Origin of the sequence: Pseudomonas sp. PLB05 (assembly GCF_021106615.1) — a bacterium.
GTDB lineage: Bacteria > Pseudomonadota > Gammaproteobacteria > Pseudomonadales > Pseudomonadaceae > Chryseomonas > Chryseomonas benzopyrenica.
Genome location: NZ_JAJOHO010000002.1, coordinates 1,152,800 through 1,178,511, shown reverse-complemented (window position 1 = coordinate 1,178,511; position 25,712 = coordinate 1,152,800). Strand labels below are relative to the sequence as shown.

At 65.0% G+C, this 25,712-nt stretch carries 26 protein-coding genes; 4 read left to right on the top strand and 22 right to left on the bottom strand.

Features of this window, described 5'->3' with window-relative positions; genetic code table 11:
- Window positions 1–8 precede the first annotated feature (8 nt).
- Window positions 9–872, top strand: a complete 864-nt coding sequence (locus LRS53_RS12080; protein WP_231356035.1) for a LysR family transcriptional regulator — start codon at window positions 9–11, stop codon at window positions 870–872.
- Between the two features lie 363 nt (window positions 873–1,235).
- Here LRS53_RS12080 and LRS53_RS12075 read toward each other — a convergent pair whose 3' ends face one another.
- From LRS53_RS12075 to LRS53_RS12045, 7 genes are all read right to left on the bottom strand, one after another.
- Complete coding sequence (locus LRS53_RS12075; protein WP_017640778.1) at window positions 1,236–1,544, bottom strand: chaperone modulator CbpM; 309 nt, start codon at window positions 1,542–1,544, stop codon at window positions 1,236–1,238.
- Window positions 1,544–2,488, bottom strand: coding sequence for a curved DNA-binding protein (cbpA, locus tag LRS53_RS12070; RefSeq protein WP_017640779.1), 945 nt, complete (start codon window positions 2,486–2,488; stop codon window positions 1,544–1,546). The genes LRS53_RS12075 and cbpA overlap by 1 nt, the downstream gene beginning before the upstream one ends.
- A 64-nt stretch (window positions 2,489–2,552) precedes the next feature.
- Entirely contained in the window at window positions 2,553–3,560 is a 1,008-nt protein-coding gene (locus LRS53_RS12065) for a transporter (protein WP_059316035.1), read from the bottom strand.
- 118 nt (window positions 3,561–3,678) lie between these two features.
- The gene (lysS, locus tag LRS53_RS12060) at window positions 3,679–5,181 is read right to left on the bottom strand and encodes a lysine--tRNA ligase (RefSeq protein ID WP_231356034.1); all 1,503 of its coding nucleotides are present in this window, start codon (window positions 5,179–5,181) and stop codon (window positions 3,679–3,681) included.
- A gap of 98 nt (window positions 5,182–5,279) precedes the next feature.
- Window positions 5,280–6,375 (bottom strand): peptide chain release factor 2 gene (gene prfB / locus LRS53_RS12055; protein ID WP_143075288.1). Its coding sequence is split into 2 segments (ribosomal slippage): window positions 5,280–6,302 and window positions 6,304–6,375, totalling 1,095 coding nucleotides; the frame shifts between segments, so codons are not numbered across the junction.
- A gap of 100 nt (window positions 6,376–6,475) precedes the next feature.
- Window positions 6,476–8,098, bottom strand: coding sequence for an MFS transporter (locus tag LRS53_RS12050; RefSeq protein ID WP_231356033.1), 1,623 nt, complete (start codon window positions 8,096–8,098; stop codon window positions 6,476–6,478).
- A gap of 109 nt (window positions 8,099–8,207) precedes the next feature.
- Entirely contained in the window at window positions 8,208–9,881 is a 1,674-nt protein-coding gene (locus LRS53_RS12045) for a GMC family oxidoreductase (protein WP_231356032.1), read from the bottom strand.
- A 146-nt stretch (window positions 9,882–10,027) separates the two neighbouring features.
- Here LRS53_RS12045 and LRS53_RS12040 point away from each other — a divergent pair, with 146 nt between their 5' ends.
- Complete coding sequence (locus LRS53_RS12040; RefSeq protein ID WP_231356031.1) at window positions 10,028–10,930, top strand: LysR family transcriptional regulator; 903 nt, start codon at window positions 10,028–10,030, stop codon at window positions 10,928–10,930.
- A 3-nt stretch (window positions 10,931–10,933) separates the two neighbouring features.
- On the opposite strand, the gene LRS53_RS12035 is transcribed toward LRS53_RS12040, so the two are convergent.
- On the bottom strand, window positions 10,934–11,629 hold the full coding sequence (locus LRS53_RS12035; RefSeq protein WP_231356030.1) for a tellurite resistance TerB family protein: 696 nt from the start codon (window positions 11,627–11,629) through the stop codon (window positions 10,934–10,936).
- A 191-nt stretch (window positions 11,630–11,820) separates the two neighbouring features.
- Here LRS53_RS12035 and LRS53_RS12030 point away from each other — a divergent pair, with 191 nt between their 5' ends.
- A complete protein-coding gene (locus tag LRS53_RS12030) occupies window positions 11,821–12,291 on the top strand; it encodes a nuclear transport factor 2 family protein (protein WP_017640787.1) in 471 nt (156 codons plus the stop codon).
- Between the two features lie 39 nt (window positions 12,292–12,330).
- Here the strand turns inward: LRS53_RS12030 and LRS53_RS12025 are convergent, their stop codons facing one another.
- The 14 genes from LRS53_RS12025 to LRS53_RS23920 form a co-directional block, all read right to left on the bottom strand.
- Complete coding sequence (locus tag LRS53_RS12025) at window positions 12,331–13,434, bottom strand: NADH:flavin oxidoreductase/NADH oxidase (protein ID WP_231356029.1); 1,104 nt, start codon at window positions 13,432–13,434, stop codon at window positions 12,331–12,333.
- 68 nt (window positions 13,435–13,502) lie between these two features.
- Window positions 13,503–15,224 (bottom strand): single-stranded-DNA-specific exonuclease RecJ, encoded by a 1,722-nt coding sequence (gene recJ / locus LRS53_RS12020; protein WP_231356028.1) that lies wholly within the window; start codon window positions 15,222–15,224, stop codon window positions 13,503–13,505.
- Complete coding sequence (locus tag LRS53_RS12015) at window positions 15,224–15,763, bottom strand: YaeQ family protein (RefSeq protein ID WP_007160963.1); 540 nt, start codon at window positions 15,761–15,763, stop codon at window positions 15,224–15,226. Before LRS53_RS12015 ends, recJ begins: the two co-directional genes overlap by 1 nt.
- A gap of 174 nt (window positions 15,764–15,937) precedes the next feature.
- Entirely contained in the window at window positions 15,938–17,347 is a 1,410-nt protein-coding gene (gene thrC, locus LRS53_RS12010; protein WP_231356027.1) for a threonine synthase, read from the bottom strand.
- Between the two features lie 46 nt (window positions 17,348–17,393).
- Entirely contained in the window at window positions 17,394–18,698 is a 1,305-nt protein-coding gene (locus tag LRS53_RS12005) for a homoserine dehydrogenase (RefSeq protein ID WP_017640791.1), read from the bottom strand.
- 63 nt (window positions 18,699–18,761) lie between these two features.
- Entirely contained in the window at window positions 18,762–19,487 is a 726-nt protein-coding gene (locus LRS53_RS12000) for a thioredoxin fold domain-containing protein (RefSeq protein WP_064307871.1), read from the bottom strand.
- 62 nt (window positions 19,488–19,549) lie between these two features.
- On the bottom strand, window positions 19,550–20,440 hold the full coding sequence (gene xerD / locus LRS53_RS11995; protein WP_017640793.1) for a site-specific tyrosine recombinase XerD: 891 nt from the start codon (window positions 20,438–20,440) through the stop codon (window positions 19,550–19,552).
- Window positions 20,437–20,850, bottom strand: coding sequence for an acyl-CoA thioesterase (locus tag LRS53_RS11990; RefSeq protein WP_007160958.1), 414 nt, complete (start codon window positions 20,848–20,850; stop codon window positions 20,437–20,439). The genes xerD and LRS53_RS11990 overlap by 4 nt, the downstream gene beginning before the upstream one ends.
- A gap of 65 nt (window positions 20,851–20,915) precedes the next feature.
- A complete protein-coding gene (gene rplS / locus LRS53_RS11985; RefSeq protein ID WP_007160957.1) occupies window positions 20,916–21,266 on the bottom strand; it encodes a 50S ribosomal protein L19 in 351 nt (116 codons plus the stop codon).
- 42 nt (window positions 21,267–21,308) lie between these two features.
- Window positions 21,309–22,046, bottom strand: coding sequence for a tRNA (guanosine(37)-N1)-methyltransferase TrmD (trmD, locus tag LRS53_RS11980; protein WP_231356026.1), 738 nt, complete (start codon window positions 22,044–22,046; stop codon window positions 21,309–21,311).
- Between the two features lie 3 nt (window positions 22,047–22,049).
- Window positions 22,050–22,586, bottom strand: coding sequence for a ribosome maturation factor RimM (gene rimM, locus LRS53_RS11975; protein WP_184290457.1), 537 nt, complete (start codon window positions 22,584–22,586; stop codon window positions 22,050–22,052).
- Between the two features lie 5 nt (window positions 22,587–22,591).
- Window positions 22,592–22,840 carry a 30S ribosomal protein S16 gene (rpsP, locus tag LRS53_RS11970; protein WP_007160954.1) on the bottom strand — a complete coding sequence of 83 codons (249 nt, stop codon included), beginning with the start codon at window positions 22,838–22,840 and terminating at the stop codon, window positions 22,592–22,594.
- Between the two features lie 250 nt (window positions 22,841–23,090).
- A complete protein-coding gene (gene ffh, locus LRS53_RS11965; protein WP_007160953.1) occupies window positions 23,091–24,470 on the bottom strand; it encodes a signal recognition particle protein in 1,380 nt (459 codons plus the stop codon).
- Window positions 24,471–24,647: 177 nt separating this feature from the next.
- Complete coding sequence (locus LRS53_RS23920; protein WP_108582491.1) at window positions 24,648–24,734, bottom strand: hypothetical protein; 87 nt, start codon at window positions 24,732–24,734, stop codon at window positions 24,648–24,650.
- Window positions 24,735–24,895: 161 nt separating this feature from the next.
- Here LRS53_RS23920 and LRS53_RS11960 point away from each other — a divergent pair, with 161 nt between their 5' ends.
- Entirely contained in the window at window positions 24,896–25,696 is an 801-nt protein-coding gene (locus tag LRS53_RS11960) for a cytochrome C assembly family protein (protein WP_231356025.1), read from the top strand.
- Window positions 25,697–25,712 lie beyond the last annotated feature (16 nt).

Below are 25,712 nucleotides of genomic sequence, written 5' to 3'. Positions count from 1 at the left end.
CGATCGATATGAAACTGCCACCACTGAATGCTTTGCGTTTTTTTGATGTTGCAGCCAGAACCGAAAGCTTTGTGGAGGCCGCGGCTGAGCTGCATGTCACGCACAGTGCCGTGAGTAGACAGGTACGACTATTAGAGGACGATCTGGGTGTTTCCCTGTTCGACAGAAGAGGGCGATCTATATATCTGAACAAGGCTGGACGTGAGCTGAGACAGGTCACTAGTAGAATGTTCGACGAGCTCGCGCAGGTGTCAGATCGAATCCGAAACTCGGCCATGGAGAATGTTTTGACCTTGTCCTGCGAGCCCACGATAGCGATGCGTTGGCTTATTCCTAAGCTGGGGTCATTTCAATCTGCATGTCCCGATATTACTTTGCATTTGGTGGCAGCAGGCGGGGCAATCGATTTTCGACGTACCAGGGTTGATATTGCGCTCCGCCGCAATGATTTCAAATGGGATGACAGTGTCGAAGCGCTATTCATCTGCAAAGAGCGCACAGGGCCGGTAGCGGCAGGAGCTCACGCATCAAGCATTGATAATGAAGATACAGTTTTTCTTCATACGAGCTCACGCCTCAATGCTTGGCCTACCTGGGCGTCGACGGCTGGCAGATCAATAAAAAGCAAACGTAACGTAACCTACGAACACTTTTATCTCTCCATTCAGGCTGCAACTGCTGGGCTGGGTGTGGCTATAGCTTCTTTTTTGATGGTACAAGAAGATGTTGCTGCGGGACAGTTGGTGGCGCCGCATGGATTTCTCGAAGACGGATCTGCTTATTATCTTTTGTCTCCAGAACCGATTTCCGGCTGTGACAGTCGTCAGCGCTTCGCGAACTGGCTGCTAAGAGAGATCAGGAACAACGAATAAGTAGTTAAAAGACTCTATCAGGCCTTAAATCAACGCTTTCAAATGAGGGGCTGATACCACCGGCACAGTAAACATCTCGGCAGCACCATCTCAGCCGACGTGTCACATATCAGTCCCAAGGACACTGCGGTTAAGAGTCTATCTTATGTAAGAAAGGCCCCATTAGAGGCGGCCTCTGGCAATGATCGAAACTTACCTAGGCGCTGGAAACCTTACATGCGGCGTCCTCGCCCGGCCTCCGGAGAAGAACTGGGCGCTTTATTTCTTGAAGTGAGCTGAATACAGCGAAGCCCAACAACCAGACGCGGCTCCGACTGTTGGGTTCGGACGATGATGCCGGCTCAATCCACCCTACGCGGCCGGTCAGACGTCCCGCAGCTCGCCAGCGAAGCGTTCCAGGCGCCGTCGCAGCCGTTGGTTCTCCCGCCGCAGTTCTTCCACCTCATCCAAGAGGTGCAGCGCTAGAGCGGTCGCGGACCAGTCCAGGTCCAGTTCGTGGCGCAGACGCACGGCGCGGCGGGCGCGGTGCAGGGCACCGGTGTCGAAATGCCACTCGGCCGGGCGCTTGCCACGCTGGGGCGCCAGGATGCCGTGTTCGACGATTTCCACCACCACCGGCTCGCTCACCTCGCAGAGCACGCAGAATTCCTGCAGGACGATCAGACTGCTCATCAGACTTTCCTCCAGTCTTGGCGGGGATCGAAGGCCGCCCGTTCGGCCAGTTGGCGCCACAGCGCCTGGGTTGCTTCATCACCTTTGGGCGGCATCACCACCTTGAGCAGGGCATGCAGATCGCCCTGCCCGTTCTTGCCGGCCAGGCCCTTGCCCCGTACCCGCAGCCGCGCACCGTTCTGGCTGCCGGGCGGGATGCTGAGCATGATCTGCCCATCCAGCGTCGGCACCTGCACCTTGGCGCCCAAGGCCGCCTCCCAGGGGGCGAGCGGCACGCTGACCACCAGGTCCTGGCCATCCACGTCGAACAGGGGATGAGGCACCAGACGGATGACCAGGTAGAGGTCACCCGGCTCCGCGCCACCAATGCCCGGCTCGCCCTGCCCTTTCAGGCGGATACGCTCGCCGTCGGTGCTGCCGGCGGGAATCTTGACGTTGAGGGTCTTGGTGGTCTCGCCGACGCGGCGGCCTAGCTCGTCGCGCTGCGGCAGCGAAAAGCTCAGCGGCTTGGTGCTGCCGGCCTGGCTCTCTTCGAGAAATAGGGGTAATTCCAGCTCGACGTCGCGGCCACGGCGGGCGAAGCCACCCTGCTGCGAGCGTCCGGCGGCACCGAACAGGGACTCGAAGAAGTCCGAATAATCCTGGCCGAAGCCGGCATGGGGATCGCTGTAGTCGGCACCCGAGCCCGGTTGCCAATCCGGCGGCACCTGGAAGCGCTCGCCCTGTTGCTGATAGAGGCGCACCTGGTCGTATTCTGCACGCTTGTGCGGATCGCGTAGGACGTCATAGGCCTCGGCCACCTCCTTGAAGCGAGCCTCGGCATCGGCCTCCTTGCTCACATCGGGGTGGTACTTGCGCGCCAGTTTGCGGTAGGTGGTCTTGAGAGTCTTGTCGTCGACATCGGGGGCGACGCCGAGCACCTCGTAGTAGTCCTTGAAGTCCATTGCGGTCTCCAGTGGGGGTTCCCCTAGAGACCGCGCGGTGCCTGCAACGGTTGCATGACTCTGGTCAGTCGCCGCGCTTGCGGAAGGCCAGGCTACCGGCCAGCACGGTAAAGGTCGCCACCAACGCTACCAGGATCCAGAAGCCATGGGGCGAATCGGCAAGCGGAATGCCGCCGACGTTCATGCCGAAAAAGCCGGCGATGATGTTGATCGGCAGGGCCAGCACCGTGACCAGGGTAAGGGTGAACAGGGTGCGGTTGGTCTGCTCGGCGGAGGCGGCGGCGATCTCTTCCTGCAGCAGCTTGAGACGCTCCACCAGGGCGGCGAGGTCGTCCAGCACCCGGTCGAATTCCTCGGTGGCCTCGCGCAGGGTCTGGATGTCGTCGCGGCGCAGCCAGGCCGGTGGCCGGTTGAGCAGGCGCAGCAGCGAGCCCGGCTCCAGGGCCAGCAAGCGCTGCAAGCGCACCAGGGCGCGTCTCAGACTACCCAGCTCGGCGCGACTGGCGGACAGCCGCTGGGACAGCAGCCGATCCTCGATGGCATCCACCTTGACCGTGGTGTCGCGGATGATGCCGGTCAGCACATCGGCCTGGTCACGCAGCAGATGCACCAGCAGCTCCAGGGTCGAGCCGAAGCCCTCGCCCCGGCGTACCGCGTGGCGCAGGCGATCCACCGAGCGCAGCGGCTGGGCCCGGGCGGTCACCAGCAGTCCCGGACGGGCACATGCCCAGAGAGTGGCCACGTCCACCGAGACCTGCCCGTAGGCCAGGGTCACGTCGTTCACCACCCCGAGCAGGGTGTCGTCGGCTGGCTCCAGCCGGGTCGAATGGGAACCGGCGTGCAGGGATTCGAAGAATTCCTCCGGTAGCCCCAGGTGCTCGCGCATCCAGCGCTCAGCGGCGGCATGGGCCAGGTTGAAGTGCAGCCAGCGAAAGCCACCCTCTTCCGCGTCCCAGGGATCTTCCGGCGCCATGGTCAGGGCGCGCCCCGGCTGACCGGAAGTGAAATGGTAGGCGTAGAGCAGCCCCAGCCGTTCGGCAGCCGGATGCAGAGGAATCAGGGTGTTGGTCATGGCTACCTGCGGAGGGAACGCGACATCAGGGCTCTGTTAGCAGGTCCGGATGAACCTTTGATGACAGAGCCCCGAGTCTGCAGATGCCAGCGGCGCCCCCGAAAAGGAGGCGCGGCGCTTATTGCGGACGCATGTGCGGGAAGAGGATGACGTCGCGGATCGACGGCGAGTTGGTCAGCAGCATCACCAGGCGGTCGATGCCAATGCCTTCGCCGGCGGTGGGCGGCATACCGTATTCCAAGGCGTTGATGAAGTCGGCGTCGTAATGCATGGCCTCGTCGTCACCGGCGTCCTTTTCCTGGACCTGCAGCATGAAGCGCTCGGCCTGGTCTTCGGCGTCGTTGAGCTCGGAGTAGGCATTGGCGATCTCGCGACCACCGATGAACAGCTCGAAGCGGTCGGTGACGCTGGGATTGTCGTCGTTGCGCCGGGCCAGCGGCGAGACCTCGAAGGGGTACTCGGTGATGAAGTGCGGCTGCTCCAGCTTGCTCTCCACCAGCTCCTCGAAAATCATCACCTGCAGCTTGCCCAGGCCTTCGTGGCCGAGGACCTTGGCGCCGGCCTTCTTGGCGATGGCGCGGGCCTTCTGGACGTCCTGCAGGTCTTCCGCAGTGATGTCCGGGTTGTACTTGAGGATAGAGTCGTACACCGACAGGCGCACGAAGGGCTCGCCGAAGTGGAAGACCTTGTCGCCATAGGGCACGTCGGTGGTGCCGAGCACGGCCATGGCCAGTTCGCGGAACAGTTCCTCGGTGAGGTCCATGTTGTCGCGGTAGTCGGCGTAGGCCTGGTAAAACTCGAGCATGGTGAACTCGGGATTGTGCCGGGTCGAGACGCCTTCGTTACGGAAGTTGCGGTTGATCTCGAAGACCTTCTCGAAGCCACCGACCACCAGCCGCTTGAGGTACAGCTCCGGCGCGATACGCAGGAACATGGCCATGTCCAAGGCGTTGTGGTGGGTCTCGAAGGGCTTGGCCGCCGCGCCGCCGGGAATGGTCTGCAGCATGGGCGTTTCCACTTCGAGGAAACCACGCTCCATGAGGAAGCGGCGGATGTGGGCGATGACCTGGGAGCGTACGCGGAAGGTCTGGCGCACCTCTTCGTTGACGATCAGATCGACATAACGCTGGCGATAGCGCAGTTCGGTGTCGGTCAGGCCGTGGTGCTTGTCGGGCAGCGGGCGCAGCGACTTGGTCAGCAGGCGCACGTCGCTCATGTTGACGTAGAGATCGCCCTTGCCGGAGCGGGCCAGGGTACCTTCGGTGGCGATGATGTCGCCCAGGTCCCAGGTCTTGACCGCTTCCAGGGTCTCGGCCGGCAGGGTCTTGCGGTCGACGTAGACCTGGATGCGCCCGCTGGTGTCCTGCAGCACCATGAAGGCGCCGCGGTTGAGCATGATGCGGCCGGCCACCTTGACCTTGATGCCCGCGGCTTCCAGCTCTTCCTTGGTCTTGTCGGCGTACTGCTTCTGCAGGTCACCGGCCAGGCTGTCACGGCGGAAGTCATTGGGGAAGGGAATGGCCTGCTGGTCACGCAGCGCGGAAAGCTTTTCCTTGCGCTGGGCGATCAGCTTGTTGTCTTCCTGTTCCTGGGCTTGGGGGTCTAGGGGTTGTTCGCTCATGTCTGCTGTTTACCTGGGGAGTGCTTGCCGTAGGAGCGGCCCATGGCCGCGATAGATCTTTATCGCGGCCATGGGCCGCTCCTACAGGAAATGATGGATTAAACGCCCTGCTTGAGGCTGGCTTCAAGGTATTCGTCCAGATCGCCGTCGAGCACCTTGTCGCAGTCGCTGCGTTCCACGCCGGTGCGCAGATCCTTGATCCGTGAGGCGTCGAGGACGTAGGAGCGGATCTGGTGGCCCCAGCCGATATCGGACTTGGAGTCTTCCAGGGCCTGGGAGGCGGCGTTGCGCTTCTGCATCTCCAACTCATACAACTTGGCACGCAGCATCTTCATGGCGGTGTCCTTGTTGGCGTGCTGGGAGCGCTCGTTCTGGCAGGCCACCACGGTGTTGGTGGGCACGTGGGTGATCCGCACCGCGGAGTCGGTGGTGTTCACGTGCTGGCCGCCGGCACCGGAGGAGCGGTAGGTGTCGACGCGCAGATCGGACGGGTTGATCTCGATGTCGATGTTGTCATCGATCTCGGGCGAGACGAACACCGCGGTAAAGGAGGTGTGGCGACGGTTGCCCGAGTCGAAGGGACTCTTGCGTACCAGGCGGTGCACGCCGATCTCGGTGCGCAGCCAGCCAAAGGCGTATTCGCCCTTGATGTGCACGGTGGCGCCCTTGATGCCGGCGACCTCGCCTTCCGACAACTCGACGATCTCGGCGCTGAAGCCGTGCTGGTCGGCCCAGCGCAGGTACATGCGCAAGAGCATGTTGGCCCAGTCCTGGGCCTCGGTGCCGCCGGAGCCGGCCTGGATGTCCAGGTAGCAGTTGTTGGGGTCCATCTCGCCGCTGAACATGCGGCGGAATTCCAGCTTCTCGAGGATGCCGCGCAGGCGCTCCACCTCGGCCGCCACATCATCGACCGCGCTCTGGTCTTCCTCTTCGGCCGCCATTTCCAGCAGGTCGCTGGCATCGGCCAGGCCACCGTTCAGCTCGTCCAGGGTACCGACCACCTGGGCCAGCAGCGCGCGCTCGCGGCCAAGGTTCTGGGCGTATTCGGGCTTGTTCCAGACAGCGGGGTCTTCGAGCTCGCGCTCGACTTCGACGAGACGATCCTTTTTCAGATCGTAGTCAAAGATACCCCCGAATGGTCTCGGTGCGGCTGGAGAGGTCCTTGATGCTGGTGACGATCGGGTTGATTTCCATGGGGGAAACACTCGCGAGAAAAGCTGTGGAAAAGCTCGCGAGTATAACCCAATCGGCGGCGAAACTCAGAGTGCGACGGGGATTCGCCGCCTGCTGGGTCTCAATCGGCGTCGAGATCGCGGTGGCGGGTTTCCGGCAGACACAGCAGGCCTACCACCAGGCTGACGCCGGTCACCAGTACCGGGTACCAGAGGCCGTAGAAGATGTCGCCGGTATAGACCACCAGGGCAAAGGACACCGTGGGCAGGAAGCCGCCGAACCAGCCGTTGCCGATGTGGTACGGCAGCGACATGGAGGTGTAGCGGATGCGCGTGGGGAACAGCTCCACCATCAGCGCCGCCAGGGGTCCGTAGCAGAGGGTGGCGATCAGGATCAGGGCGAAGATCACCGCCACCACCATGGGCTTGTTGACCTGCGCCGCATCAGCCTTGGCCGGGTAGCCGGCGGCCTGTACCGCAGCGCGCAGAGCCGGCTCGTCATAGCCGATGATGACCTTGTCGCCGACATTGACCTGCACCGCGTCCCCCGGTGCCGCCGCCACGCTGCGGTAGGGCAGTCCGCTCTTGGCCAGCAGGGTCTTGACCCGGTCGCAGGGGCTGTCGAAACGCGCCTTGCCCACCGGATCGAACTGGAAGGTGCAGGTGGCCGGATCGGCGGTCACCACGATGGGCGCCTGCTGGCTGGCCTGGTAGATCTGTGGATTGGCGTAGTGGGTCAGGGCCTTGAACAGCGGGAAGTAGAGCACCGTGGCCAGCAGCAGGCCCAGCATCAGGATCGGCTTGCGGCCGACCTTGTCCGACAGCCAGCCGGCGATGACGAAGAAGGGGGCGCCCAGGATCACGCTGACGATCAGCAGGTTGTTGGCCAGCACCGGATCCAGCTTGAGGGTCTGGGTGAGAAAGAACATCACATAGAACTGCGACAGGTAGAAGGTCACCGCCTGGCCGCCGTTGATGCTGAACAGCGCGATCAGCACCACCTTGAGATTGCTCCAGTTGGTGAAGGAATCGCGGATCGGCGCCTTGCTCTGCTTGCCTTCGGCCTTCATGCGCAGGAAGGCCGGCGACTCGTGCATCGACAGGCGGATCCAGGTGGAGATGGCCAGCAGGAAGATCGACAGCAGGAACGGCAGACGCCAGCCCCAGACCTCGAACTGGTCACCGGTCAGGTAGCGGCAGACCAGGATCACCACCAGCGACAGCAACAGCCCCAGGGTCGCGGTGGATTGCAGCCAGCTGGTGTGGGCACCGCGCTTGCCGGGCGGCGCGTGCTCGGCGATGTAGGTGGCGGCGCCGCCGTACTCACCGCCCAGGGCCAGGCCCTGCAGCAGGCGCAGCACCACCAGGATGATGGGCGCGGCCACGCCGATGCTGGCGTAGGTGGGCAGCAGGCCGACGCCGAAAGTGGCGATGCCCATGAGGATGATGGTGGCGAGAAAGGTGTACTTGCGCCCGACCATGTCGCCCAGCCGGCCGAACACCAGGGCGCCGAAGGGCCGCACCACGAAACCGGCGGCGAAGGCCAGCAGTGCGAAGATGAAGGCGGTGGTGTCGTTGACGCCGGCGAAGAACTGCTTGCTGATCACCGCCGCCAGGGCGCCGTAGAGAAAGAAGTCGTACCACTCGAAGACGGTCCCCAGGGACGAGGCGAAGATCACCTTGCGTTCTTCGCGGCGACTGCTGGCCGCGCTGGGTTGTACCCGGGGTTGGGCATAGTCGGACATCGCACGTTCTCCTGACCCGGGATCGCCGGGCTGATTGTTGTTATGGGCGACAGCTACTACGGTGGAAACGGCGGGAGGCTCCGCCGTCGGTGGAACCGGATGGACGCAGCTAGGCCGCCGAGACGGCGCTGGCCCGGGCAACCGCGGCGGGCAGCTCGTGAATGCTCTGCTCCCGCGCCTCGGCCAGCATGAAGGTGGCCGCCTGTTCGGCGATCATCAGGGTTGGCGAACAGCTGTTGCCCGAGACCAGGGTCGGCATGATGGAGGCGTCGGCCACCCGCAGCCCGGGAATGCCATGCACCCGCAGGCGGGCGTCCACCACGGCATCGGCGCCCTGCCCCATGCGGCAGGTGCCGGAAGGATGGAAGATGGTGGTGCCGATGGCGCCCGCGGCCTGCTGCAGTTCTTCCTCGCTCTGATAGGCCAGGCCCGGTAGATACTCCTCGGGCCGGTAAGCGGCCAGTGCCGGGGCGGCGGCGATGCGCCGGGTCAGGCGGATGGCGTCGGCGGCCACCTTGAGATCCTCCGGCGCGCTGAGGTAGCGCGGCTGGATCAGCGGCGCGGCCTGGGGGTCGGCGCTGCGGATGGCCACCTGGCCACGACTGGCCGGTCGCAGGTTGCACACCGAGGCGGTAAAGGCGGGAAAGCCGTGCAGGGGCTCGCCGAAGCGCTCCAGCGATAGCGGCTGCACGTGGTATTGCAGATTGGCCGAAGGCTGCTCCGGATCGGAGCGGGCGAAGGCGCCCAGCTGGCTCGGCGCCATGGCCAGGGGACCACTGCGGCTCCAGAGGTACTCCAGGCCCATGCCCAGCTTGCCCCAGAGACTGCCGGCCAGGGCATTGAGGGTCGGCACGCCATGCACCCGATAGATCAGGCGCAGTTGCAGGTGATCCTGCAGATTGCCGCCGACCCCTTCCAGCCGATGCTGGACACCGATGCCCAGCCCTTCGAGCAGGCCGCGCGGGCCGATGCCGGAACGCTGCAGCAGGGTCGGCGAGCCGATGGCGCCGGCGCAGAGCACGATCTCCCGGCGCGCCACCAGGCGCTGGGGCTCGGCCTGGCCCGGCAGCCGCGCCAGCACCGCCCGCGCCCTGCCCTCCTCCAGCAGTACCCGCTCCACCTGGACACCCGTCAGCACCTGCAGATTGGCGCGCTGGCGGATCGGCTTGAGAAAGGCCTTGGCCGCATTCCAGCGCACCCCATTGCGCTGATTGACCTGGAAATAGCCGCAGCCTTCGTTGTCGCCGGTGTTGAAGTCCTCTACCGGCTCGATGCCAGTCTGGTCGGCCGCACTGCGAAAGGCGTCGAGCAGCGTCCAGTGCAGGCGCTGGCGCTCTACCCGCCACTCGCCCCCTGCTCCATGAAAGGTCGAGGCGCCATCGCAGTGATCTTCCATGCGCTTGAACAGCGGCAGCACGTCTTGCCAGCCCCACCCCGGATTACCGGCGGCGGCCCAGCCGTCATAGTCACGGGCCTGGCCGCGCATGTAGATCATGCCGTTGATGGAGGAGCAGCCGCCCAGCACCCGCCCGCGGGGATAGTTGAGCGCGCGGCCACCCAGGCCCGCTTCCACCTCGGTCTTGAAGCACCAGTCGGTGCGTGGATTGCCGATGCAGAACAGATAGCCGACGGGGATGTGGATCCAGGGATGGTTGTCACGGCCGCCGGCTTCCAGCAGCAGCACGCGATGGGCCGGATCGGCGGACAGCCGATTGGCCAGCAGGCAGCCGGCCGGACCGGCGCCGACGATGATGAAGTCATATTCCGCAGCAGGACTGGGCATGACGTTCCCTCGCTTTTTTGTTGTTGTGGTCCCTATCCTAGTGTCGTCATCCGCGAACAACAGTCGCAGAAAACGGGCAACGGCTGTGCATTTCTGAACAGCGCCCTGCAAGCGGCTGGTCAGACAGGCATCGACGAGGAAACAGGATGTTCGACTGGAACGATCTGCGGGTTTTTCTGGAGGTCCAGCGCCATGGCCGCCTGCTTACCGCCGCCCGCAGCCTGGGCGTCAGTCATGCGACCGTTGCCCGCCACCTGGAGGCTCTGGAACGCGCCCTGGGCAGCCAGCTGCTGGTGCAACAGGCCAGCGGCTACCAGCTCACCCCCGCTGGCCAGGCCCTGCTGGCGCACGCCCAGGCGATGGAAGAAGCCGCACTGCTGGCCCAGGAGGCGGTAACCCAGCGACTTAATCCGCTGGGCCAGGTGCGGGTAGGGGTGACCGAAGGCCTGGGCACTGGCTTTCTCGCCCAGCGCCTGGGGGCGCTGCTGCGCGACTATCCGGGCCTGGAAGTGGAGCTGGTCTCGGTGCCGCGCTTCGTCAGCGTCACCAATCGCGAGGCGGACATCGCCATCACCCTGGAAAGACCCACCGCCGAAGGCCTGATCGGTCGGCGGCTGACGCCCTATCGCCTGCGTTTCTATGCCAGTCGCGCCTACCTGGATCGGGCGCCACCCCTAGGCGCCGAAGCCGACCTGGGCGAGCAGACCTTCATCGGCTACGTCGACGACCTGCTGTATACCCGCGAACTGCAATTCATCCAGGGACTCTGTTCGGATCCGCGCATCGTCTTTCGCAGCACCAGTGTCATTGCCCAGCGCGAAGCGGCCTGCGCCGGCGTCGGCATCGCCGTGCTGCCGTGCTATCTGGTAGGTCAGGGCACGCCGCTGGAGGGCGTGTTGCCGGAGCGCTCCTTCACCCGCGAGTACTGGATCTCGACGCACCGAGAGTTGCACCGCTCAGCGCGCCTGCGCGTGGTTTGGGATTTCCTGCTGCACCTCTGCGCGGCGGAGCGGAGCGTCCTGCTGGGCGAGGAACGCCCGCTCGCCTAGCCGTCAGACCGCCGCGGCCTCGCGCTCCAGTTCGGCCCGCAGGCCCGGCTCCAGGCGCAGCTGACGCGCCAGTTCGTCCAGGTAAGCCTTTTCCATGTACTGCTGATCGTCGATCAGCATCAGGCTGGCCAGGTACATCTCGGCGGCCATCTCGGGCGTTTCCGCCGCCGTGGCGACCTTGGCCGGATCCAGCGGCTGCTCCAGTTCGCGCTGCAGCCAGCTGCGCAACTCGGGATCGTCATCCAGCTTGGCCATCTCGGCCTCGATGGCCTGGCGCTCCTGGTCATCGACATGACCATCGGCCTTGGCTGCCGCGATCAGGGCGATCAGCACCGCCCGGCCATGGGCTTCGGCTTCGTGCTCCGGTACCCGATCCACGGTACGGGGCTCGACGGCCGCCGTCCCCTGGGCCTGATTGGCCTGCCAGGACTGATAGGCCTTGTAGGCCACCATACCAAGCGCCGCCAGACCGCCATAGCCGACCGCCTTGCCACCCATGGCGCGACCGCGCTTGCTGCCCAGCAGCGCGGTCAGGGCCCCAGCCGCCAGGCCGCTGTTGCCCAGTCCGGAGAGCAGACCGCCGAGGGAATCCTTGCCGGTGGACGCCGTGCCGGGTCGGGGGGCCGAGTGACCGGTCTTCTTGGCCAGCGCCTGCTGGCCCGCCTTGAGCAATTGATCAAGCAAACCGCGGGTGTTCATGGATGACCTCCACAGAGTCAGGATTCAGCCCTTTAGGACCGCTGACCACACCGTCTGGCTCCCGGCACCTGCTTACCGAATGTTGCCGGGGTCGCCGTCGCGATCAGCCGGTTGATACAAAATATTGCTGACCGCGGGCCGCCCACGGCGCTACTCTTGCGCCTTTCCCTTGCAGTTGCCGGAGACACCCCATGCGCTCGCGTCTGGCTGTGCTGTTCGCGCTATCGCTCGCCCTCATCGCCGGCCAGGTCCAGGCCGCCGCCGAGGATGCCCGCCTCATTGCCAATCGCTATCTCGATGCCTGGAACGATCACGATGCCGAGGCCGCCAGCGCCCTGCTCGACCCCAAGGTGCAGTATTTCGACAGCGGCGCCGCCACCACCGAGACCAGCCGTACCCAGGCCCGCGACCGCATCGTCAAGGTCACCCTCAAGGCCGTCCCGGATCTGCAGGTGAAGATGGTGCACAAGCCAGTCATCGGCCCGCGCAGCATCGCCTTCGAATGGGAATTGACCGGCAACCGCGTCACCGCTACCGGTAAGCAGCCGGTCAAGATCCGCGGCGCCAGCATCATGAAGATCCGCGACGGCCGCATCTGGTACCTGGGCGACTACTACGACAGCGACGCCCTGGAGGCGATGCTGCGCCCGGTCAAGCCCTGATTCGGGGAGCCATCCGCACGGATGGCTCCTTCCCGCGCCCTATTCCTCCCCGAACGGCTTGCGCAGCGGCGTATCCCGGTGCGCGGCGCGCACGTATTGCGGCGGCCAGGAGACCTTTTCCCGTAGGACTTCGGCGGCGTTCAGCGGCCAGTAGGGATCGCGCAGCAGTTCGCGGGCCAGCAGCACCAGATCGGCCTGGCCGGTACGCAGCACGTGCTCGGCCTGGGCCGCATCGGTGATCATGCCCACCGCGCCACTGGGAATCCCAGCCTCCTTGCGCACCCGCTCGGCGAACTGGGTCTGGTAGCCGGGCCCGGTGGGAATGTCGGCCTGGGCGGCGGTGCCGCCGGAGGAGACGTCGATCAGGTCGACGCCCAGGGTCTTCAATCGGCGTGCCAGCTCCACCGTCTCATCGACATCCCAGCCGTCTTCCACCCAGTCGGTGGCGGAAACCCGCACGAACAGCGGCAACGCTTCCGGCCAGACCGCGCGGACATCGGCGGTGACTTCCAGCAGCAGGCGGATGCGATTCTCGAAATTGCCGCCGTAATCGTCCTCGCGGCGATTGGAGAGCGGCGAGAGGAACTGGTGCAGCAGATAGCCGTGGGCGGCATGGACCTCGGCCACCTTGAAGCCGGCCGCCAGGGCGCGCTCAGCGGTGTCCACGAAAGCCCGACGGATGCTGGCGATGTCGTCGCGATCCATGGCGGTGGGCCGGGTGTGCTGGGGATCGAAGGCGATGGCCGAGGGCGCCACCGGCACCCAGCCGCCCTCGGCGATGGGCACGCTGCCGTGCTTGCCGAGCCAGGGTTGCCAGGTACTGGCCTTACGGCCAGCATGGGCCAGTTGGATACCGGCGACGCTGCCCTGGCCTTCGATGAACTGGGTGATACGGCGCAGGGGCTCGATCTGCTCGTCCTTCCACAACCCCAGGTCCTGGGGCGTGATGCGCCCGTCGGCGGTGACCGCGGTAGCCTCGAAGATCACCAGGCCGGCGCCACCGGTGGCGCGACTGCCCAGGTGAACCAGGTGCCAGTCGTTGGCGAAGCCGTCTTCGCTGGAATACTGACACATCGGGGAGACCACCACGCGATTGGGCAGGGTCAGCTGACGCAGGGTCAGGGGCTGGAACAGGAGACTCATGGCGGACCTCGTCTAGTCGGGATTCACCGCATTGGAGTGTTCCCGAACAGAATAGGTCGCTGTTCCGACTAACGCGGTGCCAGGTGCACCACCAGCAACTGCACGCTCTCGTTGCCGCGGAATTCATTCACGTCCAGCCGATAGGCCAGCTCGGCCCAGCGGATGTTGGGATCGGGCCAGGTGTCACGGTCGATGTTGAAGGCGATGCCGTCCAGCTCCGGGCCGCCCTGCTCGCTGCGCAGGGTCAGCTTGAGGTGCCGTTCCTTGAGCAGGCGCTGGGAGAGGATCTCGAAGGTGCCGTGAAACAGCGGCTCGGGGAACTGCTGCCCCCAGGGGCCGGCCTGGCGCAGGGCCTGGGCCAGATCGAGCTGGAATTCGCTCGGAGCGAGGCAGCCATCGGTCTGCAGGCGCCCATTGAGGTCGTCGGCCTGCAGATGGCGACGGACCTCGGCGTCGAAGGCGCTGGCAAAGGTCTCATAATGCGCCTGGGGCAGACTGAGGCCGGCGGCCATGGCGTGACCGCCGAACTTGGTGATGAGCCCCGGATGACGGGTCGCCACGGCGTCCAGGGCATCGCGGATGTGCAGCCCGGGTACCGAACGCGCCGAGCCCTTGAGCATGCCGTTGCCACTGCCGTCGTCGGCGAAGGCCAGCGCCGGGCGGTGATACTTTTCCTTGAGGCGCGAGGCGAGGATGCCGATCACGCCCTGGTGCCACTCCGGGTCGAACAGACAGAGACCGAAGGGCAGATTGTCTTCCGGCAATTCCTTGAGCTGCTTGAGCGCCTCGCGCTGCATGCCCTGCTCGATGCTCTTGCGATCCTTGTTGAAGTCGTCCAGCTGCTGGGCATACTCCTGCGCCAGTTGCGGGTCTTCGCAGAGCAGCAATTCGATGCCGATGGACATATCGTCCAGGCGCCCCGCCGCGTTGAGCCGCGGGCCGAGGATGAAACCCAGGTCGCTGGAGGCCACCTTGCCCGGTTGGCGCCCGGCCACTTCCAGCAGCGCCTTAAGCCCCGGGCGTGCCCGACCGGCGCGGATGCGCATCAGCCCTTGGTGCACCAGGATGCGGTTGTTGGCGTCCAGCGGCACGACGTCGGCGACGCTACCCAAGGCCACCAGATCCAGCAACTCGGCCAGATTGGGCTCCGCCAGGCCCTGGCGAGCGAACCAGCCGCTCTCGCGCAGGCGACTGCGCAGCGCCAGCATCACATAGAAGATCACCCCGACCCCGGCGATGCACTTGCTGGGAAAGGCGCAGGCCGGCTGGTTGGGATTGACGATGGCATCAGCGGCGGGCAATTCGGCGCCCGGCAGGTGGTGGTCGGTGATGACCACCTGCAGCCCGGCCGCCTTGGCCACGGCCACTCCATCCAGGCTGGAGATGCCGTTATCGACGGTGAGCAGCACCTCGGGTTCGCGCTGTAGGGCCACGGCGACAATCTCAGGCGTCAGGCCGTAGCCGTATTCGAAGCGATTGGGCACCAGGTAGTCGACCCAGGCCGCGCCCAGGCGACGCAGGGCCAGCACGCCCACGGCGCTGGCGGTGGCGCCATCGGCGTCGAAATCGCCGACGATGAGGATGCGCCGGCGCTCTTCCAGGGCGCGCGCCAGCAGCTCCACCGCCGCCTCGATGCCCTTGAGCTGGTGATAGGGCACCAGCCGCGCCAGCCCCTTGTCCAGTTCTTCCGGCAGGGTCACGCCGCGGGCGGCATAGAGCCGGGTGAGCAGCGGCGGCAAGTCGCCCAGGTCGGGCAATACCGCCGGTAGCGGACGGGGCTCCAGGCGCATCAACGTTCGCCCAGCAGCCATTCCAGCTGCAATTCGTGCTGACCGCGGTCGTCGGTGACGAACAGGGTGCCTTCGCTGATCATCACCTGCCAGGAAATGCTGCGCGGCAGATCACGGGCCAGTTCGGCCAGGGGCTCGGCGGGAACCGCGGCGATGTGCAGATTCTTCAGCGTCCTGACCGCGTCCACCACCTTGGTCTGCCAGACGCGCAGGTTGCCGTAGGCCAGCAGGCTGGTGCGCTCGGTGCGACGGCTGCACCAGGTCAGGCGCTCGGCATCGGGCTGGCCGACTTCGATCCAGTGCAGCACCCGGCCATCGAGACTCTTTTCCCACAGCGCCGGCTCGTCGACGTCGGACAGGCCACGACCAAAGGCCAGCTGCTCGTTGTACCAGAGCACATAGGCCAGCAACCGCACCGCCATTCGCTCCTCGGTCTCGGAGGGATGCCGCGCCACGGTCAGGCGCAGATTCTCGTAGACCCCGCGATCCAGATCGGTGAGGTTGAGTTCGACTTTGTAGGGCGTGGCTTGCAGAGCCATGGGCGGGTCACCGGCAGGGAAAGCCGGGCATTGTACCGGAAAAGGCCGATAGGCTTGGGACCGTGGATCCGTAGGTTGGGCTGAGCGTAGCAGCGACGGTTGGAGTCTGCCTCGTTGGGCTTCGACGATGGAGCCGTCTCAACCCAACCTACGGTCGCAGGTTGGACGAACCCCTTACAGCGGCTGACCACGCTTGCCGTGGCGGCTGACGAAGGCCTGGACGGCGGCCAGGTCGTTGGGCAGCACGGTGCAGCGCTCTTCACGCTGCAGCAGATCGGCCAGGTGGGTCGGCAGGCTGAGGGTCGCGCCGATGCCGGCCTTTTCCACCGCTTCGGGGAATTTCACCGGGTGGGCCGTGCCCAGCACCACCATCGGGGTGGCCAGGCTGCGGCGGCATTCGCGAGCGGCGCGCACGCCGATGGCGGTGTGTGGATCCAGTACCTCGCCGGTGGCGGCAAAGACCTCGGCGATGGTGGCGCAGGTCTCCTCGTCGCTCACGGCCAGGGAGTCGAACAGCTTGCGCGCTTCGGTCCAGCGATCGTCCGCCACCGTCAGGGTGCCGCTGCTGCGGAAGTTCGCCATCAGCTCGGCCAGGGCCAGGCCGTCGCGACCGTGCAAGTCAAACAGCAGGCGCTCGAAGTTGGACGAGACCATGATGTCCATGGACGGCGACAGGGTGGCTTCCAGCTGCTGCTTGTCGTAGCGATTGCCGGACATGAAGCGGTGCAGGATGTCGTTGCGGTTGGTGGCCACCACCAGCTGGCTCACCGGCAGCCCCATGTTGCGCGCCAGGTAGCCGGCGAAGATGTCGCCGAAGTTGCCGGTGGGCACCGAGAAGGCAATGGAGCGCGCCGGGGCGCCCAGCTGCAGGGCCGCGTGGAAGTAGTAGACGATCTGGGCCATGATCCGCGCCCAGTTGATCGAGTTGACCGCCACCAGCGGGGTGCCCTTGAGGAAACCCTGATCGGCGAAGCTGGCTTTGACCATCTCTTGGCAGTCGTCGAAGTTGCCTTCGATGGCGATGTTGTGGATGTTGTCGCCCAGCAGCGTGGTCATCTGCCGGCGCTGCACTTCCGACACCCGCTGGTGCGGATGGAGGATGAAGATGTCGACGTTCTCACAGCGCTTGCAGCCTTCGATGGCCGCCGAGCCGGTGTCGCCGGAGGTGGCGCCCATGATCACCACGCGTTCGCCGCGCTTGGCCAGCACATGGTCGAGCAGCCGTCCCAGCAGTTGCAGGGCGAAGTCCTTGAAGGCCAGGGTCGGGCCGTGGAACAGCTCCAGCACCCACTCGTTGGCATCCAGCTGACGCAGCGGCGCGATCGAGCTATGGGCGAAACCAGCGTAGGTCTCTTCCAGGATGGCCTTGAATTCGGCATCGGCGATGGAGCCGGCGACGAAGGGCTTCATCACCCGGAAGGCCAGCTCGTGGTAGGGCAGACCGGCCCAGGAGGCGATCTCTTCCAGGGAAAAGCGCGGCAGGTTCTCCGGTACATAGAGACCGCCATCGCTGGCGAGACCCGCCAGCAGCACTTCTTCGAAATTCAGCGCGGGCGCCTGGCCGCGGGTACTGATGTAACGCATGACTCGACCTCGGGAAAGACGGCGGCGCCGGGCGCCGCCAGGCTGCTCAGTTCAGGTGCTCGACACGGATGCGGACGACATCGCCGACGACATCGTCCAGGGCTTCCAGCGCGGTGATGGCCTCGACCATGTGGCGCTCGGTCACGCGGTGGGTCAGCAGGATCATGGGCACCAGGCCGTCATGTTCCTCGGCTTCCTTCTGCATGATGGACTCGATGTTGATGCCGCGCGCCGAGAGGATGCTCGCCACCTGGGCCAGCACGCCCGGGTGATCCTTGGCCTGGATACGCAGATAGTAGGCGCTCTCGCAGGCCTCGATCGGCAGCACCGGATGGTCGGACAGCGCATCGGGCTGGAAGGCCAGGTGCGGTACACGATTCTCGGGATCCGAGGTCATGGCGCGAACCACGTCCACCAGGTCGGCCACCACCGCCGAGGCGGTCGGCTCCTGCCCGGCACCGGCGCCGTAGAACAGCGTCGAGCCGACGGCGTCGCCATTGACCATCACCGCGTTCATCACGCCGTTGACGTTGGCGATCAGCCGATCGGCTGGGATCAGCGTCGGGTGCACCCGCAACTCGATGCCCTGGTCGGTGCTACGTGCCACGCCCAGGTGCTTGATGCGATAGCCCAGCGCCTCGGCGTAGCCGACATCGGCGGTGGTCAGGCGGGTGATGCCCTCGGTGTAGGCCTTGTCGAATTGCAGCGGAATGCCAAAGGCGATGGAGGCCAGGATGGTCAGCTTGTGGGCAGCATCAATGCCTTCGACGTCAAAGGTCGGATCGGCCTCGGCATAGCCCAGCGCCTGGGCTTCGGCCAGGACATCGGGAAAGGTGCGACCCTTTTCGCGCATCTCGGAGAGGATGAAGTTGCCGGTGCCGTTGATGATGCCGGCCACCCAGTTGATGCGGTTGGCGGCCAGGCCTTCGCGCAGCGCCTTGATCACCGGGATGCCGCCGGCCACGGAGGCCTCGAAGGCGACGATCACGCCCTGCTCGCGTGCCTTGGCGAAGATCTCGTTGCCGTGCACGGCGATCAGCGCCTTGTTGGCGGTGACCACGTGCTTGCCGTTGGCGATGGCGCGCAGCACCAGTTCGCGGGCCAGGGTGTAGCCGCCGATCAGCTCCACCACCACGTCGATCTCGGGATTGTCGGCCACCGCCAGGACCTCGGCGGTGATCGGCGTACTGCCGGTATCGCACTGGGGATTGGGTCGGCGCTGGGCGATCTGCGCCACCTCGATACCCCGTCCGGCGCGCCGGGCGATTTCCTCGGCGTTGCGCTTGAGTACGTTGAAGGTCCCGCTGCCCACGGTACCCAGACCACAGATGCCTACTTTGACCGGCTTCACACCCTTATCCCCATGTCGTATGGGACCGCTCCGCGGCCCCGTTCATAGCTCTGATTGAGGCGCCTAGCGGGCGCCGATTGCCGCTTCCGCCAGCTGGTCGGCCGGCTGGTAGCCCGGGATCATCTGGCCATCGGCGAGAATGATCGCCGGCGTGCCCTGGATACCCATGTTCTGCCCCAGCGCGAATTGCTGGGCGACCGGACTCTGGCAGCTCTCGGACTTGACCTCACGCCCGGTGAACATCTGGTTCAGCGCCGCCGGCTTGTCCTTGGCACACCACACCGATTCCAGCTGCTTGGAGCCCGGCGAGCCCATGCCCTGCCGCGGGAAGGCCAGGTAGCGCACCTCGATGCCACGCTTGTTCAGCTCGGGCACCTCGGCGTGCAGCTTCTGGCAATAGGGGCAGGTGGTGTCGGTGAAGACGGTGATGTGCGCCTTGGTCTCGCCCTGGGCGGGATAGATGATCATCTGGTTGCGGTCGAGGCCGTTGATCTGCCGCGCCACGGCGACGTTCTCGGCCTTCTCGGTCAGGTTGGAGGCCTTGCCGTCCTTGACCTGGTACAGATAGCCCTGCATGACGAACTGGCCGTCGCCGCTGGCATAGAGCACCCGGCCGCCCTTGAGCTGGACCTGGTAGAGGCCTTCCAGCGGGCTCTTGGCGATGGACTCGATGGCGAGATTGGGCTGCAGCGCGGTCAGGCTCTGGCGAATGGCCTGCTCAGGTTCGGCCTGAGCCAGTTGCACGCCGAGCCCCAGGCAAGCGGCGAGCAACAGTTGGGAAATACGCATGTTTGACTCCTGTTGAGACGCCGGCAAGCCTACCACAGACCTGCCGACTACGGCGGTGGGCCCTAGCCGCGGGGATGGTGCTGGGCGTGCAGTTGCTGCAGCCGCACGCGGGCGACGTGGGTGTAGATCTGGGTGGTGGACAGACTGGTATGGCCGAGCAGCATCTGCACCGTGCGCAGATCCGCGCCGTGGTTGAGCAAATGGGTGGCGAAGGCGTGCCTGAGGGTATGCGGTGACAGCGAGGTGCGGATGCCCGCCACCTGGGCATGCAGCTTGATGCGGTGCCAGAAGGTCTGCCGGGTCATGGGCGTGCCCCGCTGGCTGGGAAAGAGGATATCGCCGGGCTGGCCGCCCAGCAGCAGCGGGCGCGCGGTCTTCAGATAGTCTTCCAGCCAGGCGATGGCCTCTTCGCCCAAGGGGATCAGCCGCTCCTTGCTGCCCTTGCCGAAGACCCGCAGCGAGCCCTCGCGCAGGTTGATCTCGTCCAGGGTCAGGCTGATCAGCTCGGTCACCCGCAACCCGGTGGCATAGAGCACCTCGAGCATGGTGCGATCGCGCAGGCCCAGGGTGTCTTCGGTATCCGGTGCGGCCAGCAAGGCTTCCACGTCCGCCTCGGACAGGCTCTTGGGCAGCGGCGCGCCCAGTTGCGGCATGCTCACCAGCAGCGTCGGGTCCTCGGCGACCCGCCCCTCGCGCACGGCATACTTGTAGAAGCTGCGCAGACCGGAGAGAAAGCGCGCCGTGGAGCGCGCCTGGTAGCCCTCGCTAAGGCGCCAGCCGAGGTGATCGAGCACGGCGTCGCGACCCAGGTTCTCCAGGGTCAGCCCCCTGCCCTCCAGCCAGCGGGCGAAGGCCAGGAGATCGGTGCGATAGGCGCTGCGGGTATGGGGCGACAGTCCCTTTTCCAGCCACAGGGCGTCGAGGAATTCCTCGATCAGCCGTTCGGCGCTCACGCGGCGAAGCCTGGCAGCACCGGCGTCGGCTTGCCCTCGTCATCGACCGCGACAAAGCTGAAGGCGCCGTTGATGGCGCGCTCGCGCCCTTCCGCCAGCATGCCTTCGACGAAGACCTCCACCTGCACCTTGATGCTGGTGTTGCCAACCTTCACCACCCGGCCGATCAGCTCGACGATGGAGCCGGCGGGGATGGGGTGGTTGAAATCGATCCGGTCAGTGGAGACGGTGACCAGTGGCTTGCGGCAGAAGCGCGTCGCGGTGATGAAGGACACCTCGTCCATCCAGGCCAGGGCGGTGCCGCCGAACAGGGTGTCGTGATGATTGGTGGTGGGCGGGAAGACCGCCTTGGCCACCCGGGTTTCCGACAGCGCCGTGCGCCGCTGGATTTCCGCTTCGCGGGTCGTCATGTCTTACCTCGAACTTCAGAAACGAAAAAAGCAGCCGAAGCTGCTTTTTTCTGGTCACGCCGCGATCAGGAAAGCTTTTCCTTGATGCGGGCAGCCTTGCCGGACAGTTCGCGCAGGTAGTACAGCTTGGCCTTGCGCACGTCACCGCGACGCTTGACGCTCAGGCTGTCGACCAGCGGGCTGTAGGTCTGGAAGGTACGCTCGACGCCAACGCCGTTGGAGATCTTGCGTACGGTGAAGGCGCTGTTCAGGCCGCGGTTACGCTTGCCGATCACCACACCTTCGAAGGCCTGCAGACGCTGACGGTCGCCTTCCTTCACCTTAACCTGGACAATCACGGTGTCGCCGGGGGCGAACGCCGGGATTTCTTTGTTCATCTGCTCAGCTTCGATCTGGGCAATGATTTTGTTGGTCATGTCACTCTGCTCCTAAGACAGGCCGTGGCCCGCCATCGATACCTAACTATCGTTCCGCTGACGAAGGTATTCCGCCAACAGGTTCTGCTCTTCCCCAGAAAGCGAGCGGCCATCCAGAAGATCGGCGCGTCGCTCCGCAGTGCGTCCCAGGGACTGCTGCAGGCGCCAGCGCCGGATATGCTCGTGGTTACCACTGAGCAACACGTCGGGTACGCGACGGCCCTCATACACCTCGGGTCGGGTGTAGTGCGGGCAATCGAGCAGGCCGTCGGTAAACGAGTCCTGCTCGGCGGAATCCACATGCCCCAAGGCTCCGGGCAGCAGTCGCGTGACCCCATCGATCAGCACCATGGCCGGCAATTCACCGCCGGACAGCACATAGTCGCCAATCGACCATTCTTCATCCACGTGCGTCTCGATGAAACGCTCGTCGATGCCTTCGTAACGCCCGGCGATGAGGATCAGATGCTCCTCCTGCGCCAGTTCCCGTACCGCCGCCTGGTCGAGCGTGCGACCCTGGGGGGACAGGTAGATCACCTTCGCCGCCGAATCACCCTTGGCATCGGCCAGGGCGCGCTCCAGCGGCTGGATCTTCATGACCATGCCGGGACCGCCGCCAAAGGGCCGGTCGTCCACGGTCTGGTGACGATCCTCGGTATAGCTGCGCGGGTTGTAGCAGGTCAGCTCCAGGAGCCCCTGCTTCATCGCGCGGCCGCTCACGCCATAGGCGCTGACGGCCTCGAACATCTCGGGAAAGAGGCTGATGACATCGATACGCATGGATCAGAAATCCGCGTCCCAGTCGACCTGCATCTCACCCTTGGCCAGATCCACCGCCAGCACGTACTGGTCAGGCAGATAAGGCAACAGACGCTCACGATCATCAAGGCTGCCAGCGCAGGGCTTGACCACCATGACATCATTGGCCCCGGTCTCCAGCAGATGATCCACCACACCCAGCCACTGGCCTTCGCGATTGATCACCTTGAGACCTTCCAACTGATGCCAGTAGTAGTCACCGGCGCCCAGCTGGGGCAATTCACTGCGCGGCACGCAGATCTCGAAACCAGCCATCAGCCGGGCTTCTTCACGATCGTCCAGGCCCTGCAGCCGTACCGTCAGGACCTTGCCGTGCAACCGACCGCCGAGCACCTTGACCTGCCGGGTCTCGCCTTCGCGCCGCAGCGTCCAGGTCCGATAGTCCAGCAGATTGTCGAGCGGATCGGTAAAGGAGTAGATCTTGAGCTCACCACGTACGCCAAAGACCGAAACTATCTTGCCCAGAACCACCAGGTCGGGGGCGGAGGTCGGCGTACTCATGGTCTTCAGGCGGTAGCCTGAGCGCTCTTCAGCAGCTGAGCGACGCGCTCGGACGGCTGGGCGCCCTGCGACAGCCAGTAATTGGCGCGCTCTTGGTCCACCGACAGACGGATTTCGGCGCCGCTGGCCACCGGGTTGAAGAAACCGATGCGCTCGACGAAACGACCATCACGCGCATTACGGCTGTTGGTCACGGTCAGGTGGTAGAAGGGGCGCTTCTTGGAGCCGCCACGGGCTAGACGGATGGTTACCATTGAACTTCGTTCCTGTAGTCGGTGCTTGTAGCTGTGGGCACACTGGGCCACATGGCCCGAAAGGCCGCATATTCTAAGGGCTGTCACCCGGTTTGCCAATGGCTTTAAACGGTGCCCTCGGCATTGCGGCAGCCTGGAGCCTCCGGCAGCGGAGCCTCATCGCTCGCGAAGGTGCATCAGCACTGGTGCCAACGCCCCACGCAGAGCCCTTTCCAATGCCGGCCATCTGGCGACGGGCGGCACCGGGAAATCACATCTTGGGCATGCCGCCGCCAGGGAACATGCTGCCCATGCCGCGCATCATCTTGGCCATGCCGCCCTTGGCGGTGACCTTCTTCATCATCTTCTGCATCTGCTTGTGCTGCTTGATGAGGCGGCCGACGTCCTGCACCTGGGTACCGGAGCCCAGGGCGATGCGCTTCTTGCGCGAGCCGCTGATCAGTTCCGGATCGCGGCGCTCGGCCGGGGTCATGGAGTCGATGATGGCTTCCATCTGCTTGAAGTGCTTTTCCGCCGCGCCCTGGGCATTGCCCATCTGCTGGATGTTCATGCCGCCCATCATGGTCGGCAGCTTGTCCATCAGCGAACCCAGGCCACCCATGTTCTTCATCTGGCGCAGCTGGTCGCGGAAGTCCTCGAGATCGAAGCCCTTGCCCTTCTTGAGCTTTTTGGCCAGCTTGTCGGCCTTCTCGCGATCCAGGGTCTGTTCGGCCTGCTCGATCAGCGAGAGGACGTCGCCCATGCCGAGGATGCGCGAGGCGACACGGTCCGGGTGGAAGGGATCGAGGGCTTCGCTCTTCTCGCCCATGCCGATGAACTTGATCGGCTTGCCGGTAATGTGGCGGACCGACAGGGCGGCACCGCCCCGGGCGTCACCGTCGACCTTGGTCAGGATCACGCCGGTGAGCGGCAGGGCGTCGTTGAAGGCCTTGGCGGTGTTGGCGGCGTCCTGACCGGTCATGGCATCGACCACGAACAGGGTTTCGGCCGGCTTGGTGGCGGCGTGGACCTGCTGAATCTCCGCCATCATCTCGCTGTCGATGTGCAGACGACCGGCGGTGTCGACGATCACCACGTCGATGAATTTGAGCTTGGCTTCGCGAATGGCGGCCTGGGCGATCTCCACCGGCTTCTGGCTGATGTCGGAGGGAAAGAAGGTCACGCCCACCTCCCCGGCCAGGGTTTCCAGCTGCTTGATGGCAGCCGGACGATAGACGTCGGCAGAGACGACCATGACGGTCTTCTTCTTGCGCTCCTTGAGGAAACGCGCCAGCTTGCCCGCTGTGGTGGTCTTGCCCGCGCCCTGCAGGCCGGCCATGAGGATGACCGCCGGCGGCGCCACGTTGAGCGCCAGGTCTTCGTTGGCCGCGCCCATGATGGCTTCGAGCTCGGCGCGCACGATCTTCACGAAGGCTTGGCCCGGGGTCAGGCTCTTGGACACCTCGGTGCCGACCGCCCGCTCCTTGACCCGGTTGACGAACTCCTTGACCACCGGCAGGGCGACGTCCGCCTCGAGCAGCGCCATGCGCACCTCGCGCAGGGTGTCCTTGATGTTGTCTTCGGTGAGCTTGGCCTTGCCGGTAATGTGGCGCAGGCTTTGGGACAGGCGGTCTGTGAGATTCTCGAACATGCGGACATCCAGGGCAGAAACGGCGGCTGACCGACAAGTATAACGAAAGAGCGCCTGACCAGGGATAGCCGCTGGGGCCGGTTACCGCGTGAATCCGTCAGCAGCGCCCGCCTTGGCGAGCAGCTGAGGAAGCAAGGACAGGCATCGGCATCAGGGCCGATGCCTGAGGGGACGGGATCAGAAAATCAGCGAGAAGATGCCGATGACCACCACCAGGCCGATCAGAAAAATGATGCCCATGGTACCGCCGAGAAATTTAAGCATGGTCGCGACCTCTTCTAGATATGTACTTCATGGGACCACCCGACAGCGGCCAGGGTTCGCCCGATCCAGCCAGCCAGCCAGCATCAGGGCGTGGCTCGGACTTTCTGTACCGCCCTGTCTGTGCCACACTCGCCTGCTTTCCGCTCTGCTGAAACCGGACCATGCACGCCCTGCTGCCCACCCTCCTGGCCGCTGCCCTCTATCTGCTCGCGACCCTCTACCAGGGCAGTTGCCTGCTGCGCAAACAGCCGTCGAGCAAGCCCCTGGTTCTGGGCGCCGGCATCCTGGCCCTGCTGCCCCACGCCCTGGCCGTCTATCTGCAGCTGATCCTCGAACCGACCCTCAGCCTGGACTTCTTCGACGCCTCCAGCCTGATCTCGGCGACCGCCATCGCCCTGATGCTGATCGGCTGCCTGCGCATGCCGTTGCAACCCTTGCTGGTGCTGATCTATCCCCTCGGCGCCATCACCGCGCTGCTGGCCGAATTCGTACCGCCCGGCACCGTGACCCCGCTGGACGTCTCGCCCAAGATCGTCGTGCACGTGCTGCTGTCGATCATCGCCTACGGCCTCTTCACCCTGGCGGTGCTGCAGTCGCTGCTGCTGCTGATCCAGGATCGCCAGCTCAAGAACAAGCATCCGTCCGGCCTGATCCGCAGCTTTCCCCCGCTGCAGACCATGGAAAGCCTGCTGTTCGGCTTTCTCTGGGCCGGCTGGGTGGTGCTGTCGCTGTCGCTGATCTCCGGCTGGTTCTTTGTCGAGGACATGTTCGCCCAGCACCTGGTGCACAAGACGGTGCTCTCCTGCATCGCCTGGGTGGTGTTCGGCATCCTGCTGTGGGGTCGCAATCGGCTGGGCTGGCGCGGCCACCGGGCGATCCGTTGGACCCTGCTGGGCTTCCTCCTGCTGATGCTGGCCTACTTCGGGAGCAAGCTGGTGCGGGAATTCATCCTGCATCGTTGACAGTCGTCATTCCGCT

Coding starts and splice junctions, on each gene's coding strand:
- LRS53_RS12080 (WP_231356035.1), top strand. CDS start 9: ATGAAACTGCCACCACTGAATGCTTTGCGTTTTTTTGATGTTGCAGCC.
- LRS53_RS11990 (WP_007160958.1), bottom strand. CDS start 20,850: ATGACGACCCGCGAAGCGGAAATCCAGCGGCGCACGGCGCTGTCGGAA.
- LRS53_RS12015 (WP_007160963.1), bottom strand. CDS start 15,763: ATGGCTCTGCAAGCCACGCCCTACAAAGTCGAACTCAACCTCACCGAT.
- ffh (WP_007160953.1), bottom strand. CDS start 24,470: ATGTTCGAGAATCTCACAGACCGCCTGTCCCAAAGCCTGCGCCACATT.
- lysS (WP_231356034.1), bottom strand. CDS start 5,181: ATGAGCGAACAACCCCTAGACCCCCAAGCCCAGGAACAGGAAGACAAC.
- LRS53_RS12035 (WP_231356030.1), bottom strand. CDS start 11,629: ATGAACACCCGCGGTTTGCTTGATCAATTGCTCAAGGCGGGCCAGCAG.
- recJ (WP_231356028.1), bottom strand. CDS start 15,224: ATGCGCCTGGAGCCCCGTCCGCTACCGGCGGTATTGCCCGACCTGGGC.
- LRS53_RS12030 (WP_017640787.1), top strand. CDS start 11,821: ATGCGCTCGCGTCTGGCTGTGCTGTTCGCGCTATCGCTCGCCCTCATC.
- LRS53_RS23920 (WP_108582491.1), bottom strand. CDS start 24,734: ATGCTTAAATTTCTCGGCGGTACCATGGGCATCATTTTTCTGATCGGC.
- rpsP (WP_007160954.1), bottom strand. CDS start 22,840: ATGGTAACCATCCGTCTAGCCCGTGGCGGCTCCAAGAAGCGCCCCTTC.
- thrC (WP_231356027.1), bottom strand. CDS start 17,347: ATGCGTTACATCAGTACCCGCGGCCAGGCGCCCGCGCTGAATTTCGAA.
- LRS53_RS12075 (WP_017640778.1), bottom strand. CDS start 1,544: ATGAGCAGTCTGATCGTCCTGCAGGAATTCTGCGTGCTCTGCGAGGTG.
- trmD (WP_231356026.1), bottom strand. CDS start 22,046: ATGCGTATCGATGTCATCAGCCTCTTTCCCGAGATGTTCGAGGCCGTC.
- LRS53_RS12025 (WP_231356029.1), bottom strand. CDS start 13,434: ATGAGTCTCCTGTTCCAGCCCCTGACCCTGCGTCAGCTGACCCTGCCC.
- cbpA (WP_017640779.1), bottom strand. CDS start 2,488: ATGGACTTCAAGGACTACTACGAGGTGCTCGGCGTCGCCCCCGATGTC.
- LRS53_RS12050 (WP_231356033.1), bottom strand. CDS start 8,098: ATGTCCGACTATGCCCAACCCCGGGTACAACCCAGCGCGGCCAGCAGT.
- rimM (WP_184290457.1), bottom strand. CDS start 22,586: ATGAGTACGCCGACCTCCGCCCCCGACCTGGTGGTTCTGGGCAAGATA.
- LRS53_RS12065 (WP_059316035.1), bottom strand. CDS start 3,560: ATGACCAACACCCTGATTCCTCTGCATCCGGCTGCCGAACGGCTGGGG.
- LRS53_RS11960 (WP_231356025.1), top strand. CDS start 24,896: ATGCACGCCCTGCTGCCCACCCTCCTGGCCGCTGCCCTCTATCTGCTC.
- LRS53_RS12045 (WP_231356032.1), bottom strand. CDS start 9,881: ATGCCCAGTCCTGCTGCGGAATATGACTTCATCATCGTCGGCGCCGGT.
- LRS53_RS12000 (WP_064307871.1), bottom strand. CDS start 19,487: ATGCGTATTTCCCAACTGTTGCTCGCCGCTTGCCTGGGGCTCGGCGTG.
- LRS53_RS12040 (WP_231356031.1), top strand. CDS start 10,028: ATGTTCGACTGGAACGATCTGCGGGTTTTTCTGGAGGTCCAGCGCCAT.
- rplS (WP_007160957.1), bottom strand. CDS start 21,266: ATGACCAACAAAATCATTGCCCAGATCGAAGCTGAGCAGATGAACAAA.